The organism is Arsukibacterium sp., assembly GCF_033721375.1.
In the GTDB taxonomy this organism is placed as follows: Bacteria; Pseudomonadota; Gammaproteobacteria; order Enterobacterales; family Alteromonadaceae; genus Alishewanella.
On record NZ_JAWWAP010000001.1, the window covers coordinates 477,614 to 494,929 of the forward strand.

Sequence of the window (17,316 nt, forward strand, 5' to 3'; positions counted from 1 at the left end):
CGTTTAGATAAAAGCCTATCCGGATACGGAATAAGCTTGCGGCGAGGATAAAAATGGCAGGCCAGTGCTGACAATTTTTGCTATCTTAAACCAAGGCGTTTTCACTTTAACGGGTCACAACATGGCCATTTCTATGTCAGAGCAAGCCATCTTAAAAGGCAGTGGTCAGCCATGGCAGCATTGGCTGGCGCTGTTGCAACAGCAGCAGGCGGCTAACTTGTCACATAAAGAAATTGCTGCATACTTAAGCCAGCACGAGGCCAGCCCGTGGTGGGCGCAAATGCTGGCAGTGCAGTACGAGCAGCATATTGGCCGGCGGGTGGTGGGACAGGATTGTACCGGCAGCTTTAGTGTGTCGGTCAATAAAACCCTGCCGGGGACGATGGACGATGCACTGCAGCGCTGGCAGCAACTGGTCGCTAACGAACAAGCCTTTGCTGATATCAGCATCAGCCGCGGACCGGATATCAGCCAGACTGAAAAATGGCGCTACTGGCGCTGCGGCCTGGCTGATGGCTCAAGGGTAAATATCAATATCTATCAGAAAAGTACCGATAAAGCGGCGCTGTCAGTTCAGCATGAAAAGTTAGAAAGTGAAGCACAGGTGGAATTCTGGCGCAGCTACTGGAAAGCGTATTTATCGGGTATTTAAAACCAATATGTTCAGTCTGGCGGCAATTTGGCGCATATTTGTCAGCTATGATGGCTTGCGCTTTGCAGGTGCTGTCTATTTTATGGTGGTATGCCGCAATTATTGCCGGGTGCCTGTTAAGGCCACTCATTTATAAATTAAATCATGCCACTGATTAGCCATTTGCATGAGTTAAGTTTCTTTAACTACCAATCTAAATAGTGGCTTCTTCAGCACAATAAACAGTAGCATAAATAATATTAAGCCAATAAAAATAGCGTCGGGTTCTAACGAATCTGCGCTATCTCTTTGCACCAAAAGCAACGGCGCTCCTACAGCCAGTAAAGACCCCAACCAATCAAGATCAAACCGCCAAATCAGGATGAGCAGGATAAAATAAAAACCGCTAAACACCGCGCCCCAGCCAATGCTGGCCAGACTCACTGCGTTCAGATCATAGCGTCCAAAGAAAATAGCTAAGGCAAACATCATTAAAACTAAAGCTAACAACCAAGGCATAATCTTTGTAGCCGAATGAATACGCGCTGTTTTATTAGTTTTACTATCCATATCAATGTTCCGACAGTTACTTTATCCCTACCCCGCTACTTAGTGCCTCGGGGTTTCGCTGCTGACTTTGGCTTCGCTTTCGATTTAGCCTTACTGGTTTTTTCCAAATCAATCGCGGTTTCACTGGCTTTATTGGCGCGGCCCGACAACACTTTGCGCGAGATACTTTTTAACAGCGACTCGCGGTTACTGACTTCAAAGCCCGGCTTAACGATACGTTTAATTCCGGCGCCTATCAGCTTTTGAATGCGCTCTAAGGTTTGCTCTTCTTCGCGGCTGACAAACGAAATAGCCGTGCCCGAGGCCCCTGCCCGGCCGGTGCGGCCAATCCGGTGCACATAATCTTCCGGCAAATACGGCAGGTTAAAATTCACCACATAATCCAGGCCCTGAATATCCAGGCCACGGGCTGCCACTTCAGTGGCAATTAACACCTGCAATTTGGCTGATTTAAAATCAGCGATAGCCCGGCGACGGGCGCCCTGGCTTTTATCACCATGGCATACCGCAGCATCAATTTTACGTTGCTGCAGCCCGGCTAATAAACGGTCGGCCTGCTCTTTGGTGCTGGTAAACACCAGTACCTGAAACCAGTTATTCTCGGCCAGTAACTGCTCAAACAATTCAATTTTACGGCTTTCTTCCACCGGATAAATTACATGGTTAACCGTGTCGGCGGCACTGTTGGTTTTCGCCACCCGGATTTGCTGATGATTGCGCAGAATTTTATGTGATAACTCATTGACTGCCGGCGAGGTAGTTGCCGAAAACAACAAGGTCTGGCGCTTAGTAGCTGTTTGTTGCAGCAGGTTCAGCACATCAGTACTAAAGCCCATATCTAACATGCGGTCGGCTTCATCCAGCACCACAAATTCAACATCGCTCAGAATAACGTTGCCCAGCGCCAGGTGCTCTAACAAGCGGCCCGGGGTGCTGATCACAATATCCATGCCGGCAGCTAATTTACTAGTCTGGCCACCCATTTTTACGCCGCCATACAAAGCAGTAATCGTTAGCGGTAAAAACTGCGCATAGCCGGTTATTGCCACGCCAATTTGCTCGGCCAGTTCGCGGGTTGGGGTCAGGATCAGCGCCCGCGGCCGTTTTTCAACGGTCGCTTTTGGCTTATCCAGCATCTGTTGTAATAGCGGAATGGCAAACGCGGCGGTTTTACCGGTACCGGTTTGCGCCGTTACCTGTAAGTCTTTGCCCCGGCGCGCCGGCACAATGGCCTGCTGCTGTACCGGGGTCATGTCGCTGTAGCCATATTCTGCCAGGCCGCGTTGTAAATCAGGAGCTAAATCTAACGATGAAAAGTGCATCAGGTGTCCTCTGTAGCCACGCTACAGTTAATAATATCAGTGAATTAGTCTGCCGCTACATCGGTATCGCGCGGCTTATGATTACAAGCACGGGCCAAAATCTCGATATAGAACGCCGGCAACGCTTCTGCCACCGCAGCATCTATCTTTTTATTAATCTCAGAGGTGAAAATCTGCTCTGCCGTGTCCTCTGTTGCGCCAAAGCGACAATCAAAAGTCCAGTAGTCTTTACCGTCAGGCAGGGCTTTGCGCCGCTCGCGGGCAAGGTACTTTTTTATCTCATGCTTAATGGCGTCGACCAGACGATCGGTATTCAGCTTAGGGTGGGTTAACGCGAATGTTTTTTTCATAAAATTTCCTACAGGTGGGCACACTCACAACATAAAGCTGAACGCGCAGAATAGTGCGCGCATTCTACATTAAACCGCAGGCCCTCACCGTGAATTTCTGCTTTTAACCATTAAAATCTGCCAATCAGTGTCCCCGGTCGGTATTTAGCTTAAATCCGCATCAGCTACGAGGCCTGAAGCAAACAATTATAGCCTGCGTTTGCCGGTCAGCATCGGTTTTATCAAGGCGACTTTGCCCCACCACTGCATAATAAACACGGCTGCGATATGAATGCATGCCAGTACAAAGACGATGTCGGCCAAAGTGCCGTGAATACGCTCCAGCCGATCACTACCAAAAAAGTAATCCACCTCTTCCAGCAGCAACCCTGTCACTGCCAGTGCGGCAAATAACGTCAATACTGCATACAGTAATACATAACCAAAGGGGTTGTGCACCTGTCTGGGATCGAACTGGCGCTGTCTGATATGTCTGAAATGGGCCCGCCAGCGTTGTGTTGACAATGCTTTTACCGAAAAACGGGCATTAGCCGGGCCATAAAAACCCCAGAACAACCGGCAAAGTACCGCTGTTAGTGCCAATAAACCTGTGATCCTGTGCCAGAGCCCGCCGGTTTCAAGCACCCAGTAATTTAAGATAAAACAAACGAAAAAGACCCAATGCAGCAGACGCAGCAGAGGGTCCCAGACGAGGATTTTATTGCCGGAAGACACTGTTATTTTGTTTCTTTTTTCACCACAGCGCTGTCAACCGGATTAAAATATATTTCAACTTTATTCTGCTCGGCATCAGTACCATAAATCTCGTAGCAGTTGCCAGGTGTTACCTTAAATTCATTGATTGTGTAGCCTTCAGCAATCAGGTTATCTTTAAAGCTTTGTTCACTTTGCCAGGTGTCTTTAGCAGCCGTTGTGCACTGCACTTCTGACTCTTTGGCACAACCTGTCAGTGCGGCCAAAGATACAGCAACAGATAACAGCAAATATTTCATAAAATAAGTCCTTATTTGTTATGAATGGTCGGTAAAGTGCCACAAATATAGCATAGCAAACGCTAACCAACCAAAAGCTGCAGGATGGCTGGCTGCCATAGTACGCCAATTAACAATGCCGAATTGAGTAAAACACAGCACCAGAGAACCCGCAAGAAAGCCATTTTCTTCGACTTGTGCCGCAGCCAGCTTTGCCCCAACAAAGCACCTGGCCAGCCGCCAATTAAAGCCATCAGCTGCAATGTTGCTTCCGGAGTACGCCACCTTCCATTTTTTGCCTTTTGCTTATCTGAAGCGTAAGCAATAAAAGTCAGCAAACTCAGGCCAGCGTAGCCGGCCAGAACATAGTAATGTAGTTTGCCAAACCAACAGGCTCCAGCCAGCAGCAAAAAGAACAGCAGCACCACTTTTAGCGGCCAGCTGCCTGTTGCTCTGGCTGATTTAACCAGCTGCTTTTCACCGGCAAAGGTAACGCCTTTTGCCTGGCTGCGGCCTTGTTGATCTTTAGCCATCGAATAGGTAACAACCTCACCCACTTGTGGCCGGCGGCTGCGGTTCTGCAGCGCTTTGGCATGCAAAAATACCCGCTCAACTTTTGAAGTAGCTTTCAGCATCGGCTGAATAAAGCCAAAGCCTTTATCATCGTCCCACTGGGTTATCTTGCCCTTTACGCGCATAGCATTCTCTTGTTGGTTACGTTTGCCGGAGATATTTTCATAACAGGAACTTTACGCCGCCTGATACTGATACAACTTATTTTCTGTGCCAAACAGGGAAATGTTGTGTTTAAAAGCAAAGCCCAGCTTCAGCAACAAAGCATTTGAGCGCAGGTTGTCCGGTTTAGTTACCGCCAGCACCGTGCGCAGATTATGAGTTTGAATGGCCTGGCTAAGCACCGCCGCTGCCGCTTCCCGGGCATAACCCTGGCCGCAAAATGCTGGCAAAAATGCAAAGCCTAAATCAGGCAAACTCAGTTCAGGCCTTTTCAGCAAACCACACATGCCAATCGGAGTAGCCGGTTCATTGGTTAAGCGCGGCGTAGCATTTTTTAGCAGCACCATATTCAGGCCAAAACCTTGGGCGTTATAGCTGGCAACCGGGCCGCTGGCTAAATAATTCACGGCATCGGCTAAAGTGCGCACCTGTTTATCGGCAATATATCGAATAAACGACTCGTCGTTTAATAACTGCACAATAAAGCCGGCATCCTCTGGCGTAAAACGGCGGATTATTAAACGTGCAGTCTCACAAATCAGGCTCATGATGGTTGGTATTCTCTTTTGGCAATTTTCTTGGGCAACTTTTTTGACAATCTTAACCGGCATTGTAAACAGCTTTACTGCGGCAAACTATAGATTGGGCTTCGAATAATCAGAGCGAACCGAACATTTAAATAAATAGCGCCATAAAGAGATCGCTTTGCTATCGCCGCACGTTAAGGTGAAGCAAATACTATACTTTGGGAATAGCATTTTGCTTCAACTTAGTCTGGAGAGTGTTTAGATGAAAACGTTTACAACTTTATTGTCGTTATTATTCATGCAGTTAATTTTGGTACAGACAGCTATAGCCCAGGAAAGTAGAACAGCTTTGGTACCTTTGCCCTCGGTTGATGACTTCTCCAATGGTGAAGATGGCTGGAGCTTTGGCTTGGGCCTTGGGGTTGAATATGAGACAGCCTACGAGGGCTCGGATGAGTTTGGTGTTGAGATCCAGCCTGCAGGAGCAGTGCAATGGCGCAGCGGTGACAATGTATTCTTTTTTGCCGGTGAAGCGCTCGGCTGGCGCGGCCTTCGTTCTGATACCTGGCTACTTGAAGCCTTAATAGGCTTCGATGAGGGCCGCGAAGAAAGTGATTCCGATGACGGTCGTCTGGATGGGCTTGGTGATACAGAAGAGGGTTTTCAGTTAGTGTTCCAGGCACGCCGTGCACTGGATGCCGACTGGCGTTATTGGTTAGTTGGCCGGGCAGTGGCCACTGAAAACGGTAATCTTGGGCTGTTTGGAGTTGGCCGGCGCTTCGGCGATAAAAATGACGGCTCCGGCTCTGAACTGAATGCCGTTGTGGTATTTCACGATAGCGAATACGCCAATACTGGTTTCGGCGTTACCGCAGAGCAGTCGGCGGCATCCGGGCTGAATGAAACCAACCTGGGTGGAGGATTACGCTCGTTCGGGCTCGATTACAACTACCGCTATTTCGTCAACAATAACTGGCAGATTTTCGCCGAGGCACTGTATGAGTATTTTAGCAGCGATGTTCGCAATAGCCCCATCGCCCGCAGCAACTATGAGGCTGAGATAGGTGTTGGTTTTATTTATGTTTTTTAGATTAACTAACACCGCACGCATGTAATCATTGACTCTGGCTGCCCAAAACCCTGCTCAGCTTTTTGGGCAGGCTTTTGCTGAAAGTATAAAAAGCTTGTTGAAAGTCTCAGGGCGATAAACGGTCGTTAACGCCTTTGAGAACAGGCGGCGAAGCAGTCTGGTTACTTGACTTGTTAAATGCGTCTAACTACATTAATGCGCATTAAAAATACGCACGGGTTATGCTTGGAGCAAATTTGATGCAACCTTTATCTGGCAACGCTAGCTCTAAAAAATCGGCAAACCTTTCTATAAACAGAGATTTATTGGCAGAGGCTCGCAGCCTGAACATAAACCTCTCAGCAAATCTTGAATGGGCACTGACTGAGAAAATCCGCCTGGAAAAGCGCAATCAGTGGCGGAAAGATAACCGTGAAGCCATTGATAATTGTAATACACTTGTCGAAGAAAACGGTCTTTTTTCTGATAAACATCGGCTACTCTGATGGAGCAGTTTGACCTTTACGTAAATCCCGATCAAGACACTAATCAGACTTATCCCTACTTTGTTGATATTCAAAATAGCCTTCTCGATACACTTAACAGTAGAGTAGTAACACCACTAACGCCCGTTCAAAAATCTGACAAAACCTACCCCAAGCACCTTTGTCCTGTCAATGAAATCAAAAACAAACAGTTTGTTCTTCTTACTCATCAATTAACGAGCGTCTCGGTCAGCTTTTTGATAGAGAAAGAAGCTTCACTTACTGACTGTCGAGAGGATATTGTCGCTGCCATAGACTTTCTGGTTACCGGAATTTAACGCGCGCCACAAATGCGAGCAACTTATTGCGAGTCGAGCGCCAAAATGGCCCGTTATGATGGCGTTTGCTTGCGCATCAGACTCAAATACATACTAAGTGAACAAAGCCTCAAACTGAGCTTTTTGTTCAGGGCTAAGCTCATTTAACGTCTTTAGTGCATCTTTAAGTGCTGCTTTGGCATCTTCCGGCATTTTGAAATGTAAGTAAGCCTTAATTAAAGCTGTATGAGCATCCAAAGACTGAGGATAATTGGCTCGATTCCATTTCAGTAATGCCAACGCATCATCTTGCCGGTTTAAATATTGCAGCCACCCAGCGTAACCGTTGGCTTTATCTTCTGGGATTATAATCTCTGTTTTGAGCAGCTTCGAGCGACTGGCAAATTTCGCCTGTAAATCGGCCAACGTTTTAGGCTCACCTTCTGGAATAGGCCATTCGGAAAACAAATACTTTAACCCGGCATACTGTCCTTGCAACACGGTCGTATTGTGGGTTTCATTGCTAAACGTCTGGGACGCGACGGTCAACTTATTAGATGGATAACGCGCTAGCAAATCAACAAAACGTTGATACGACTCTGTCATTGTCGATTCTTCATTGGCTATCGATACAAACAAGCGCCCTTGCAACTGATCGCTTTTTAAAGCCTGCTCAGCTAATCCAGGCAATTGATGGTTATTCCAATATAAAGACGGGCTGATAGCGATAATGCCATCAAATAAGCCAGGTCGTTTCACCAAAGCATTGATAGCAAACTGACCACCATGGGACGTACCGGACAGTACTTGATAGTCCAGAGTACGGTACTGTTTTTTCACAAAAGCAATCACTTCGTTCTCAACAAAATCTAAAAATCTGTCTGCATTTTCCAGTTGATTAGGGTTTTGCTTCTCTAAGGGGGTTACAGTCAGATCTCTCTCACGAGTTTCTCGCGGGTTGACAATACCGACCACAATCATCGGCGGCATCTGCTCGAATTTTGCTAAATAATCTATTGTGCCGGCAGTATGTAGGCCCTGAATGTTACCATCGGTCAGGTATAAAACCGGATAACGATCCTGACTAGTTTGATACCCCTCAGGCAGGTAAAGTACCAGATCACGCTTTTCGCCAAGTACAGCACTATCAATAGTAAGTTCCTGTAATACAGGAAGGCGCGCGGCAGCCCAGCTACTCCAGTGGCTCGCCAAAATGAGCAGCAGTAATCCATGAACGATTTTCTTCATTTTTATTCCCTTAATTTTATGATGCTGCTCGTAACCAGGATGCGAACCGATTTTAGCGCTAACGCTTTGCCAATGAGAAAATACTGCGCTTTGGCCGGAACCGCCAGCTGTAATTTTCTCAGTGAGTTGACGAACGAAATTATGCAACTTGTTATAAGCCATTACTCTGCCAACTGAAATTTAAATTTAACATTGAAGCAACGTTCCTTGTTTTTAGATTTGTTAAATTGCCAACCACTTAATGCTCTTTTAGACACCCTATCAAATATTCTTGTTGGCTCAGATGCTTTAATTGCACTACTTATAACGCTACCTGATTCATCAACATACACTCGAAACTCAGTAAAACCGTAAGTTGAATAAGCATCATTTGGCCATTTTGGTATTTCCGATTTAACAACTTCGAATGGAGTGGCAGTACAAGATTCAACCTCAAAGGCATCATCTTTAATAAATGTAACTAAACTCGCAGCAAATAATATTTCTAACATGGCATATAACACTGATTCGACGGGTCGCCCCGGGTTTAAAATTTACTGCGCCAAACGCTTAAGTAGTCGCTGTTTACGGGCAAGATAAACGTCATAGCCGTCGTCGTCTTTACCGGATAAAGCAATTGCTTTGTTAACCTCGGCGAGTGACGCTTCGTACTTCTCACTTTGCTCGTAGCCATAGGCCAGACCGTTGTATGCATCTGGTTTTTCGGGATAAAGCAATATGTCATATTTGAACAGCTTAATCGCCTGTTCAAAATTGCCGATATTGACGAAGTGGTAAGCCAACTCACGTACCATCCATTCCGGCGGCACAGTCTGCTCACCATATTGAGCTGATAGCCGCTGGTAATAATCTGCAATTGAGCTGGTGTCGCCGGTATAGTCTCGAAGCGGCATCCGTAACGGTAAGAACAGATTCTGGTAGGCATTAAAAATGCCAGCGGCTGAGGTTAACCCGTGCGGGACATTGTCAAACTCATCATTTATCAATGTTAAGCCTTCAGGCCGGTTGGCTGAAATAAAGCTTTGCAAATCGTTGTAGCGCTCTCTCATCACGCCACTTTCTTCACCAATGTTCATATATAAATAGGTGTCGAGTTTTTTTGTTTCAGACATAAACGCTTTTGTGCTTTTTGCCGATGCCCCATAATTCCACCAAACAGCTGCACTGTAAGCGAGATGCGCATGGAAAAGTTCGGGGTTGGTTTGCAAAGCGTAAAGTACGAATACGCCGGCAGCGGAGGCCCCGGCAATGACCTTAAAATCATGGGTACGGTATTTTTTATCAACAAAAGGGATAAGTTCGTTTTCGATAAATTTTAAGAATTTTGGCGCCCCCCCGCCAATGCCAACAGGGCCCTGCGGCTCCTGATTGACGGTTGGGTAAAAATCTCTCAACCTGTCAGTATTTTCAATGGCGACAATGATAACTTCAGGCGCCGCATTTGTTTTTTGCAGCCGCTCTAACACTGCCGACACAAGCGGAATATTACTCTTACCGTCCAGCCGATAAATAACAGGATAGTGCTTGTCCGGCGAAGCGTTATAGCTCTTGGGGAGTTGCACCGTAATAGTTCTGTTTTCGCTCAGAACGTCCGAATAAAGGGTATCAGTCACTGTTCTGTATTCATTGTTGGAAACTGATGCCTGCTGAGCGAAAACAGCTGAAGCAATCAGTGACAAACCTAAAAAGGTAACTATTCTTCTGGCGATATTCCTTCTCTTCATTATTTTTCCATTTATTTTAATAACTTCAATGAAGCTGGCCAGAAACGTTGCGCTATTCTGCCAGGCCACAGCTATTTCGGTAATATCAGCGTCTGGACCGAAGTGACCAGCGTGTGCGACCAGACACCATCTTTATTGCCATTGGTCAGATAGACGACCACGTAATGATCATCAAGATTATCATCGAACAAAATGCGCACCCGCACCTTGGTGCCACCGTCGTGGCCGACCTCGTGCCAGCGACCTGACTTACCATAATCCCAGCCTGCGGCAAAAAATCCAACGTTACCGTTAGCGAACTGATAAGGCTGCCAAAGGCGCTGTAGTTCCTGCTTTGCAACAAGACGCCCTTGCGCGATAGCAGACATAAATTTGCCCACGTCGTCCAGTGTCATGTAAGCGCCCACGTGCGCGGCGCTGTAATCCGGCCACACTATCAATAAGTCAGGCACAATCTTGCCCTCATTCGCCCGATAGCTTTCAACAAGGCGGTTTTTGGGTACGTCAGCACGATCAAGCCACGTATCTTGCAGCTCAAGCGGTTCAATGATCCGCTCGCGTACCAGCATGCGGTATGGTTTACCCGTTATGGATTCGAGGATAGCCGCGATAACCAGATTGTTGGTATTGGTGTAGTTTGTCCGTTCGCCGGGTGCAGATACAGGCACATCTTTTAAGTTCGCAAAAACAGCTGCCAGGCTGGGCGGAAAAGGACGTGTGAAATCATTACTGTCAAAATATTCAGGAATGCCTGACACATGGTTTAAAAACTGATCGATCCGGATATTTCGCCAGGATTGCGGCAGATTCTTTACATAACGTGAGGCCGGCGCAGAAAAATCAATCTTTCCCTCTTCCTGCAATTGCATCGCCAGGGTGATGGCAAACAGCTTGCTTACTGAATACACCGGGAAGACCGTTTCGGGCGTGACAAAGGTACCGTTTTCAATCGCTGTCATGCCAGTAGCATTGCGGTACAAAATATCGCTGTTGTGAAGTACAAGCACGGCCTGACCAGGAATGCCATGTGTTTGCTGATTAATCCGCAGTTGAGCATCAACTGCAGTATGGACATCAACATTGGAAGTCTGACCATTGGCAGCACAGGCAAAAAATAAGTATAGCGAAGCAAACACACTAAATTTTGTCATTTTATATCCCACTTACACGGAGCAATATAACCCGAAAACCGGCTAACAGCCGCCAAATCCGCCAAAAGCCACGCAGCGGTTTGGCGGCGCAGCCAACGGTTTTTTGCTGGCTATAAAATTTGTGATCTGTGAGTTATTCACTGTAGCGACGGATAACAGAGACTTTGCCATTTTCAAGTTCAAGTACATCCAGTGCTACTTTGCTGTAGCTAAAATCTGAACCATCTGCTCTTTTGCCTTTTGCAGAATACTTGTGTTTAATGGCAACCGCGTTGTATCCATACTGATAGTCGATGAGTTCCGCTTTGTATTCTGTATGAACACCAAGATAATGGGTCATACCTTTACGCATCAAGGCTTTGCCATCTGGTTCACGAGAGTCATCAGGCGCGTTCGGGAAATGTTGGTTGCCAACGTCATCGGTAAGAAAAGACAAATAATGTTCCAAATCTTCCGCCGTTGCATTTGGTTGCTGAGTCATCACCTCTGCCTGGTAGTAAGCTTTAACAAACACATCGTAATCAAATTTATCAGCCAGTGTGCCTGAACTAAAAAATATAAAACCCAACAACGAAATAATTCCTTTTTTCATACGAACTCCTTTTTTAAAATTCAAGAACGCTGTCAGCAGTCGCCAAAACCTGCACGATAGAGCAGTATGCCCCACCCCGTTGCTATAACTGTACGTCTTTGTAAATTGGATGTTGATGACATTACATTGTAACTGGCTTATTTACAATGATTTATAGGTGTACGCAGTCTTAGCCATCGTCACCAATATGAAAACTTCTAAGAATCAGTGTGTGTGGTTTATAACGTTAATCCAACAGCTTCAGGGGCGCATCCATCTCCTGGTGCAGAACGCGAACAATCCGCAGCTTTGACTGCAGCACACGATAGAAAACTGCGTGATACTCTACCTGCAAACTGCGATAGCCAGTCAGCACATGCGCATAGTCAGTGCCGAACAACGGATGACTAAGCAGCTGACTGATGGCCGTCTCAAGCTAAACAGCATTTTGCTACTAAAAACATTCAACCTGCAAAAGAGCAGTCCATCGTCACCAGGAAAGACGGGCGACTACCCGCTTCTCATCTGCGAGCATTGAAAACGACCAGCCATTGCGCTCACATAGCCGTTGTACGATAGCCAGCCCCAGACCATAACCGTGAGGCGACGCCCCGGTTGGCGGGTGCAACTCATCAGTGTCATGGCTCAGCTGATTGGTAACTAACAGCTCATGCGCATTAATACGAATGGTAATCGGGCCCTGGCCGTCGAGCGTGTGCTCGAACGCATTTCGCACCAGATTGTTGACGGCAATAGCAAAAGCCTGTGGATGGCCGCTGATACTGGGGTTTGCCAGTTGGTCGATATTAACATCGATGCACTTGCCGTTTAACAGGTAGCGCTGCTGATCTATCGCCTTGTTCACCAGTGGCAACACCGAAAACTGCTCGTCATACAAGCCGTCATCGGTTTCGCGGGCGAGACACAGGAACATTTCAATGGTGGTTTTCATATCAAGCGTCGCCCGCCGCACCCGATCCAGCGCCTTGACATCGGTCGCTGACAGGTCGCTTTGTTCCAGCAGCTCAAGTGCGCCTGTTATTACCGTAATTGGCGTGCGTAACTCATGACTGGCAGAACCGGTAAAATAGCGCTCCCGCTCAACAAAGGCGCTGATACGCTCAAGCGTTTTCTCAATAGCCGCAGCAAGCACCCCAACCTCATCATCACCAAAGCGGCTGGAGTCTATCCGTTTGTAATCTTCAGCTGACAAATGTTCCAGGTCGATGTCGGCAACCGCTCTGGCCAGTTGCGCCACAGGGGCGACCGCTCTGCGCATCACAATAACGCCCAGGCCGAAACCAAGCACACCAAGCGTACCGACAACGCCGCTGATAACAAGCAGCAACCACCAATCCTCTGACGAGGCCGCCTCAATCCCGGCAACGTCAAACACCACAAAGGCCGGTCGCTGTGCATTGCCGGCAGGCAGCTTTTCATTGTCGGCAGATAGCACCGCGACATGCAACTCGTCGGCTTCGAATTCGTACAATCCCTCAGCAGGGTTAGTCTCTGCCCAGGCCCTCAGTGATTGCGGCAAGCTGGCAATATCATCATAGCCGCGAAGGTTCGCCGGCATTGTCGGATAGCTGTTGGCGGCAAGCTGCAGCTGTTGGCTCAGTACCCGGTCTTCACTCAACCTGACCGCAGCGACGAAAGCGAAGCCCCAGACCACGCTAAGTACCGCAACACATAGCGCAAATGCCAGAGCGACACGGCTGCGTAAACTGCGCCGGTACATTAGCGGCTGTTTATCTTTCATATATCCTCTATGCATCCTCCGCAATCCGGTAACCGATACGATGCACCGTATGGATCAGCGGGCTGTCAAACGGCCTGTCGATAGCCTGGCGCAGCTTGTACATGTGCGAGCGAAGGGCATCACCATCAGGGGGCTCGTCAGCCCACAACAAGGTTTCAAGCTCATCGCGAGTCACCACAGCCGGTGCCTGCTCCATCAGTCGTTGCAGTAATTTCATACCGGTAGGATTAAGGTCGACACGCCGCCCGGCGCGATGCACCTGCAGTGTAGACCGGTTCAGCGTCAGCTCACCCACCGTTAACAAATTGTCGGTTTTGCCGTGACTGCGTTTGTACAGCGCCTGCAGCCGCGCATGTAACTCCTGTAATGCGAATGGCTTGACCAGATAATCGTCGGCGCCCGCCGCAAAGCCCTTAAGTTTATCGTCGAGGGTGTCTCTGGCCGTCAGCATCAGCACCGGCGTATCAGCTTTGGCATCAGAGCGTAGTTTTTTGCAAAAACTTAAGCCATCCATCCCGGGCAGCATCAGGTCCAGCACAATAACATCGAACCGATGCGTCAGCGCCAGCTGCATCGCACTTATCCCGTCATAGGCAAAATCCATCACGTAGCTATGTTTTGCAAGATAGGCAGCAATATTTGCGCAAATGTCGCGGTTGTCTTCGACAATCAACACTCTGACCGGCATTACACCAAGCGCGTAAACCATAAGCTGCTTCTCCTTACCCGCTATTGCCCGCTATTACCTGTTGTTACCAGGCACAATTTACCATGCCCAATTTACCACGCATAATCCAGTCGCAGACCGATCAGCGGTTCGGCTTCGCTATCGTCCTGCACCAGAACACCGCGGCGGTAGTCAAACTCGGTGTCATCGCCCGCAGACGCTGCCGTGACGTTGATAACGTCGAGAAAGGCGGTTAAATCTATCGGGCCAAAGGCGCGACGATAGTCAACGCGAGCATTCAGCAAGCCGGAACCACTGTTGCGACCCACATTGCGCTCAGTGATCTCTTTCGAGTACCGCAGCGGTTGCCCCGGTCCCAATACGTCGGCGTGAATAATAAAGTTGTCGGCTGGCCTGCCGGAAAGATATTTGTAACGCCCGGCAACTTTCCAGCGGTCACTGATTTCCCAGGTCAGGCCAAGGGTGGCAACATGCTTGCGGCTGAATTCAGCGGCAACTTCACCCCGACCATCTTTGCGGTCGACGACGGCATCGTTATATGAATAGGTTGCGGTAGCGTAAAGGCCCTCGCGAAGGATACCGTTGATAACGATATCGACACCGTACGATGTGCCATCGCCAATGTTGGCAAAGGTACCGCTGGCCCGATCAAGATCGACCACCAGATCGTCGAGGTGTTGATAATAGGCCTCGGTTAATACAGACCAGTTATTGGCCGGGAAATACTTAACACCGACGCTGGCATGGCTGATTTTTTCGTTTTTAAGCGCGTTTGACTCGTTAGCGGCAAGCTCCAGATAGCGTGGCGACTGATAAAACAGCCCTGCAGTGGCAAAGTATCTGACCGTTCTGCCCGGCTGCCAGTTAACACTGAACCTGGGCGAGGCGACGCTTTCATCGGCAAAGCCGTCCCGTTCCAGCCGTAAGCCCGTGCTGAAATCCCAGTCACCGTGCTCAAACACCTGATCGACATAGCCAGCGTAGCTCATTTCCTTTTGATTGATGGCAGAGTTGATGTTGCCGGGCTCAAGCACAATAAACCGCTGGTCGGGGTCTGGTCTGAAATCATCATCGTCGTAAACAAAGCGGATCCAGTCGCCGTCCAACACCGTGTGGTAGTCCAGTTCAATTTGGGTTACCCGCAACCCGGCACTGAATAGCCCCCACTGATTGACTGTCTCAAAATCGCTGCGCCAGCCTATTTCTGTTTCAGCTTCACCGATGGTAATAATGTCTTCGCGCAGCGGAAAATCAGCCGCAGGCGATCCTTCAGGTACCAGATCAGGAAAGGCTTCGCCCTCTGAGCTAACCTTGTCGCTGTTGCGGTAGTAAACCTTGTTGGTCCAGACCGCTTTATCACCGATTAATGAGCGCAATGTCAGACCATACAAATCACTGTCTTGTTCAGAATCCTGCAGCGCAGCATCTTCGAAGTTGGGCGATTCGAACACGTGCGTCACATCGCGGCTGTAATCCTCGTGGGTATCAATCATCAGAATTTCAAAGGTGTGATTCTGATTAATGGGTATAACCGACTTTACAATGATATCTCTTAACACCGGCTCACCAATGTCCAGCTCTTCAATTGTTTCAAATAACGCGCCAAAGTCCAGCCGCCGGGCAGAAACCAGCAATGTCGCGTCATCAGTAATACCGGCAGGACCGTCGTAACCCACTTCATAACCGGCCAGGTCCAGACGCAGACTGGCTGACGGGCTTGGATTGCCATCGGCAACGTCCAGTTTCAGCAGTGATGCTGCGCGGCCGCCATAAGCAGGGCCCCAGCCTCCCGGTGAGAACTCTGCGCCGCTGATAACATTCGGCGCAAAAATCGAGAAACGGCCGCCACCGCCAACATCTTCCTCTTCACCCAGGGTTGCATCAAAATGCACCGCTTTATCAAACGGAAAGTCATCCACCAGTAACAAATTATCTCTTGGGCCGCGGCCGCGCACGCTAAAGCTGGCAAATTCACTGGCCGATGCCAGGCCAGGCAAGCCGTCCAGCGACAGCAGCGGATCGGCACCACCGCCGACAGCACTGCGTAGCGCTTCTCGGTCAAGATAGGTGCTGGAAGCAGATGCAAATGGATCGGTTTGCTGCGCCCGCACCTCTACGACCTCAATTGCCTGCGGCCGCAGGTCAAATTCAATTTTGATATTTTTGCGCGTCACCACGCGCACGCTTGGCTCATACAATGCTGCGAAGCCGCTTTTACTAACGTTTACCGAGTACAGACCCGGGTCGAGCTGCTCAACAACGATGCGCCCCAGCTCGTCAGTGGCTAAGGTTTGGCTGGCAGCGGTTTCCCGCTCCCTGATTGTGATCTGCACGTTTGGGAGTGGCCGCTCAGTCAGCTGATCTTTAACAATAACGGTCAGTGCACCAGGCGCCTCTGCTGCGTGGCTAAAATACGGCAAGCCAGCCAGTAGCGCCCACAGTATCAGCCACGAACCCTGTTTCAATTGTCTGCTCATAGTGCTATCCCTCTGCCAGTTTCCCACGATACCTGTCTTGCGTGCCTGCTCATATCACTATCCTCCAACAATCCGCTGTATTTTTCTGATGAAACGCTGCGATGTTAGCAAAGCCAATGTGACTAAAACGTCGCTGAAACAGGGGGATTATTCAGAGCCTGGATGTCTGCAGCCGCCTAACTGGTGGGAAATAGCAACCAGATGCTATTTAATGCGGCAAGAATAGCTTTCGGTAAAAACGGATAGTCAGCCAATAGCGCGGCGCATATAATAAAACCGCTCGTCTTCACTGGTTACACTAAAGCCGTGCCGCTTATACAGATATACTGCCGGGCTGTTTTTAAATACTCTGAGTTTAAGTAAATGTGAGCCATGCGCTTTGGCAAGCCGCACTGCTTCGGCGATGGCTTCAGAGCCGATACCTCGATTCTGATAGTTTTTATCAACTTGCAAATCACGCAGGTAACAGCCTTCACTGTCAAATTGCAACCTGATTACACCTACCGTTTCACCTTCAGAGAAAATATCAAAATTAATAAGATCCTCAGTTATTTTCTCAATTTGCGCTTCATCCCACTCAACCGAATACTGCTGATAATAAGACCGCATATTGGTCAGGGTATACCGCGCCGCTTTTGCCAAATTTGTAGCAGGTTTAAATGTCACCACTGATAGCGTTCCCAGTCAGTAATTTGAGAAAAATCTGCGCTAAACAGCA

Annotated in this window: 21 protein-coding genes; 4 read left to right on the forward strand and 17 right to left on the reverse strand. The window is 48.5% G+C overall.

Annotated features, from left to right (window positions below; genetic code table 11):
* Window positions 1-121: 121 nt before the first annotated feature.
* Entirely contained in the window at window positions 122-652 is a 531-nt protein-coding gene (locus tag R3187_RS02195) for a hypothetical protein (RefSeq protein WP_318965060.1), read from the forward strand.
* 171 nt (window positions 653-823) lie between these two features.
* On the opposite strand, the gene R3187_RS02200 is transcribed toward R3187_RS02195, so the two are convergent.
* The 7 genes from R3187_RS02200 to R3187_RS02230 form a co-directional block, all read right to left on the reverse strand.
* The gene (locus R3187_RS02200; RefSeq protein WP_318965061.1) at window positions 824-1,201 is read right to left on the reverse strand and encodes a hypothetical protein; all 378 of its coding nucleotides are present in this window, start codon (window positions 1,199-1,201) and stop codon (window positions 824-826) included.
* A 35-nt stretch (window positions 1,202-1,236) separates the two neighbouring features.
* Window positions 1,237-2,523, reverse strand: coding sequence for a DEAD/DEAH box helicase (locus R3187_RS02205; RefSeq protein ID WP_318965062.1), 1,287 nt, complete (start codon window positions 2,521-2,523; stop codon window positions 1,237-1,239).
* Between the two features lie 44 nt (window positions 2,524-2,567).
* Window positions 2,568-2,873, reverse strand: a complete 306-nt coding sequence (locus R3187_RS02210) for a DUF6172 family protein (protein WP_318965063.1) — start codon at window positions 2,871-2,873, stop codon at window positions 2,568-2,570.
* A 186-nt stretch (window positions 2,874-3,059) separates the two neighbouring features.
* A complete protein-coding gene (locus R3187_RS02215) occupies window positions 3,060-3,587 on the reverse strand; it encodes a cytochrome b/b6 domain-containing protein (RefSeq protein WP_318965064.1) in 528 nt (175 codons plus the stop codon).
* Between the two features lie 2 nt (window positions 3,588-3,589).
* Window positions 3,590-3,865 (reverse strand): PepSY domain-containing protein, encoded by a 276-nt coding sequence (locus tag R3187_RS02220; protein ID WP_318965065.1) that lies wholly within the window; start codon window positions 3,863-3,865, stop codon window positions 3,590-3,592.
* Between the two features lie 62 nt (window positions 3,866-3,927).
* Complete coding sequence (locus R3187_RS02225; protein WP_318965066.1) at window positions 3,928-4,542, reverse strand: cold shock and DUF1294 domain-containing protein; 615 nt, start codon at window positions 4,540-4,542, stop codon at window positions 3,928-3,930.
* 51 nt (window positions 4,543-4,593) lie between these two features.
* Complete coding sequence (locus tag R3187_RS02230; protein ID WP_318965067.1) at window positions 4,594-5,127, reverse strand: GNAT family N-acetyltransferase; 534 nt, start codon at window positions 5,125-5,127, stop codon at window positions 4,594-4,596.
* Window positions 5,128-5,368: 241 nt separating this feature from the next.
* On the opposite strand from R3187_RS02230, the gene R3187_RS02235 reads away from it, so the two are divergent.
* The 3 genes from R3187_RS02235 to R3187_RS02245 all read left to right on the forward strand — a co-directional run bounded on the left by R3187_RS02235 (window position 5,369) and on the right by R3187_RS02245 (window position 6,998).
* A complete protein-coding gene (locus tag R3187_RS02235; RefSeq protein WP_318965068.1) occupies window positions 5,369-6,196 on the forward strand; it encodes a MipA/OmpV family protein in 828 nt (275 codons plus the stop codon).
* Between the two features lie 239 nt (window positions 6,197-6,435).
* Entirely contained in the window at window positions 6,436-6,681 is a 246-nt protein-coding gene (locus R3187_RS02240; protein WP_318965243.1) for a type II toxin-antitoxin system CcdA family antitoxin, read from the forward strand.
* Window positions 6,681-6,998, forward strand: a complete 318-nt coding sequence (locus tag R3187_RS02245; RefSeq protein WP_318965069.1) for a CcdB family protein — start codon at window positions 6,681-6,683, stop codon at window positions 6,996-6,998. Before R3187_RS02240 ends, R3187_RS02245 begins: the two co-directional genes overlap by 1 nt.
* A gap of 93 nt (window positions 6,999-7,091) precedes the next feature.
* Here R3187_RS02245 and R3187_RS02250 read toward each other — a convergent pair whose 3' ends face one another.
* From R3187_RS02250 to R3187_RS02290, 10 genes are all read right to left on the reverse strand, one after another.
* Entirely contained in the window at window positions 7,092-8,387 is a 1,296-nt protein-coding gene (locus R3187_RS02250) for an alpha/beta hydrolase (protein WP_318965070.1), read from the reverse strand.
* Window positions 8,387-8,716: a hypothetical protein gene (locus R3187_RS02255; RefSeq protein ID WP_318965071.1), complete on the reverse strand. Its 330-nt coding sequence runs from the start codon at window positions 8,714-8,716 to the stop codon at window positions 8,387-8,389. Before R3187_RS02255 ends, R3187_RS02250 begins: the two co-directional genes overlap by 1 nt.
* A gap of 42 nt (window positions 8,717-8,758) precedes the next feature.
* The gene (locus R3187_RS02260) at window positions 8,759-10,018 is read right to left on the reverse strand and encodes an alpha/beta hydrolase-fold protein (RefSeq protein ID WP_318965072.1); all 1,260 of its coding nucleotides are present in this window, start codon (window positions 10,016-10,018) and stop codon (window positions 8,759-8,761) included.
* A 2-nt stretch (window positions 10,019-10,020) separates the two neighbouring features.
* Window positions 10,021-11,100, reverse strand: a complete 1,080-nt coding sequence (locus R3187_RS02265; protein WP_318965073.1) for a serine hydrolase domain-containing protein — start codon at window positions 11,098-11,100, stop codon at window positions 10,021-10,023.
* A 133-nt stretch (window positions 11,101-11,233) separates the two neighbouring features.
* Complete coding sequence (locus R3187_RS02270) at window positions 11,234-11,692, reverse strand: nuclear transport factor 2 family protein (RefSeq protein WP_318965074.1); 459 nt, start codon at window positions 11,690-11,692, stop codon at window positions 11,234-11,236.
* A 226-nt stretch (window positions 11,693-11,918) separates the two neighbouring features.
* A complete protein-coding gene (locus R3187_RS18790; RefSeq protein ID WP_413229011.1) occupies window positions 11,919-12,095 on the reverse strand; it encodes a type II toxin-antitoxin system RelE/ParE family toxin in 177 nt (58 codons plus the stop codon).
* Between the two features lie 66 nt (window positions 12,096-12,161).
* Window positions 12,162-13,433: a HAMP domain-containing sensor histidine kinase gene (locus tag R3187_RS02275; RefSeq protein WP_318965075.1), complete on the reverse strand. Its 1,272-nt coding sequence runs from the start codon at window positions 13,431-13,433 to the stop codon at window positions 12,162-12,164.
* A 7-nt stretch (window positions 13,434-13,440) separates the two neighbouring features.
* Window positions 13,441-14,142 carry a response regulator transcription factor gene (locus R3187_RS02280; protein WP_318965076.1) on the reverse strand — a complete coding sequence of 234 codons (702 nt, stop codon included), beginning with the start codon at window positions 14,140-14,142 and terminating at the stop codon, window positions 13,441-13,443.
* A gap of 71 nt (window positions 14,143-14,213) precedes the next feature.
* Entirely contained in the window at window positions 14,214-16,598 is a 2,385-nt protein-coding gene (locus R3187_RS02285) for a TonB-dependent receptor (RefSeq protein WP_318965077.1), read from the reverse strand.
* Window positions 16,599-16,844: 246 nt separating this feature from the next.
* Window positions 16,845-17,267 (reverse strand): GNAT family N-acetyltransferase, encoded by a 423-nt coding sequence (locus tag R3187_RS02290; protein WP_318965078.1) that lies wholly within the window; start codon window positions 17,265-17,267, stop codon window positions 16,845-16,847.
* Window positions 17,268-17,316 lie beyond the last annotated feature (49 nt).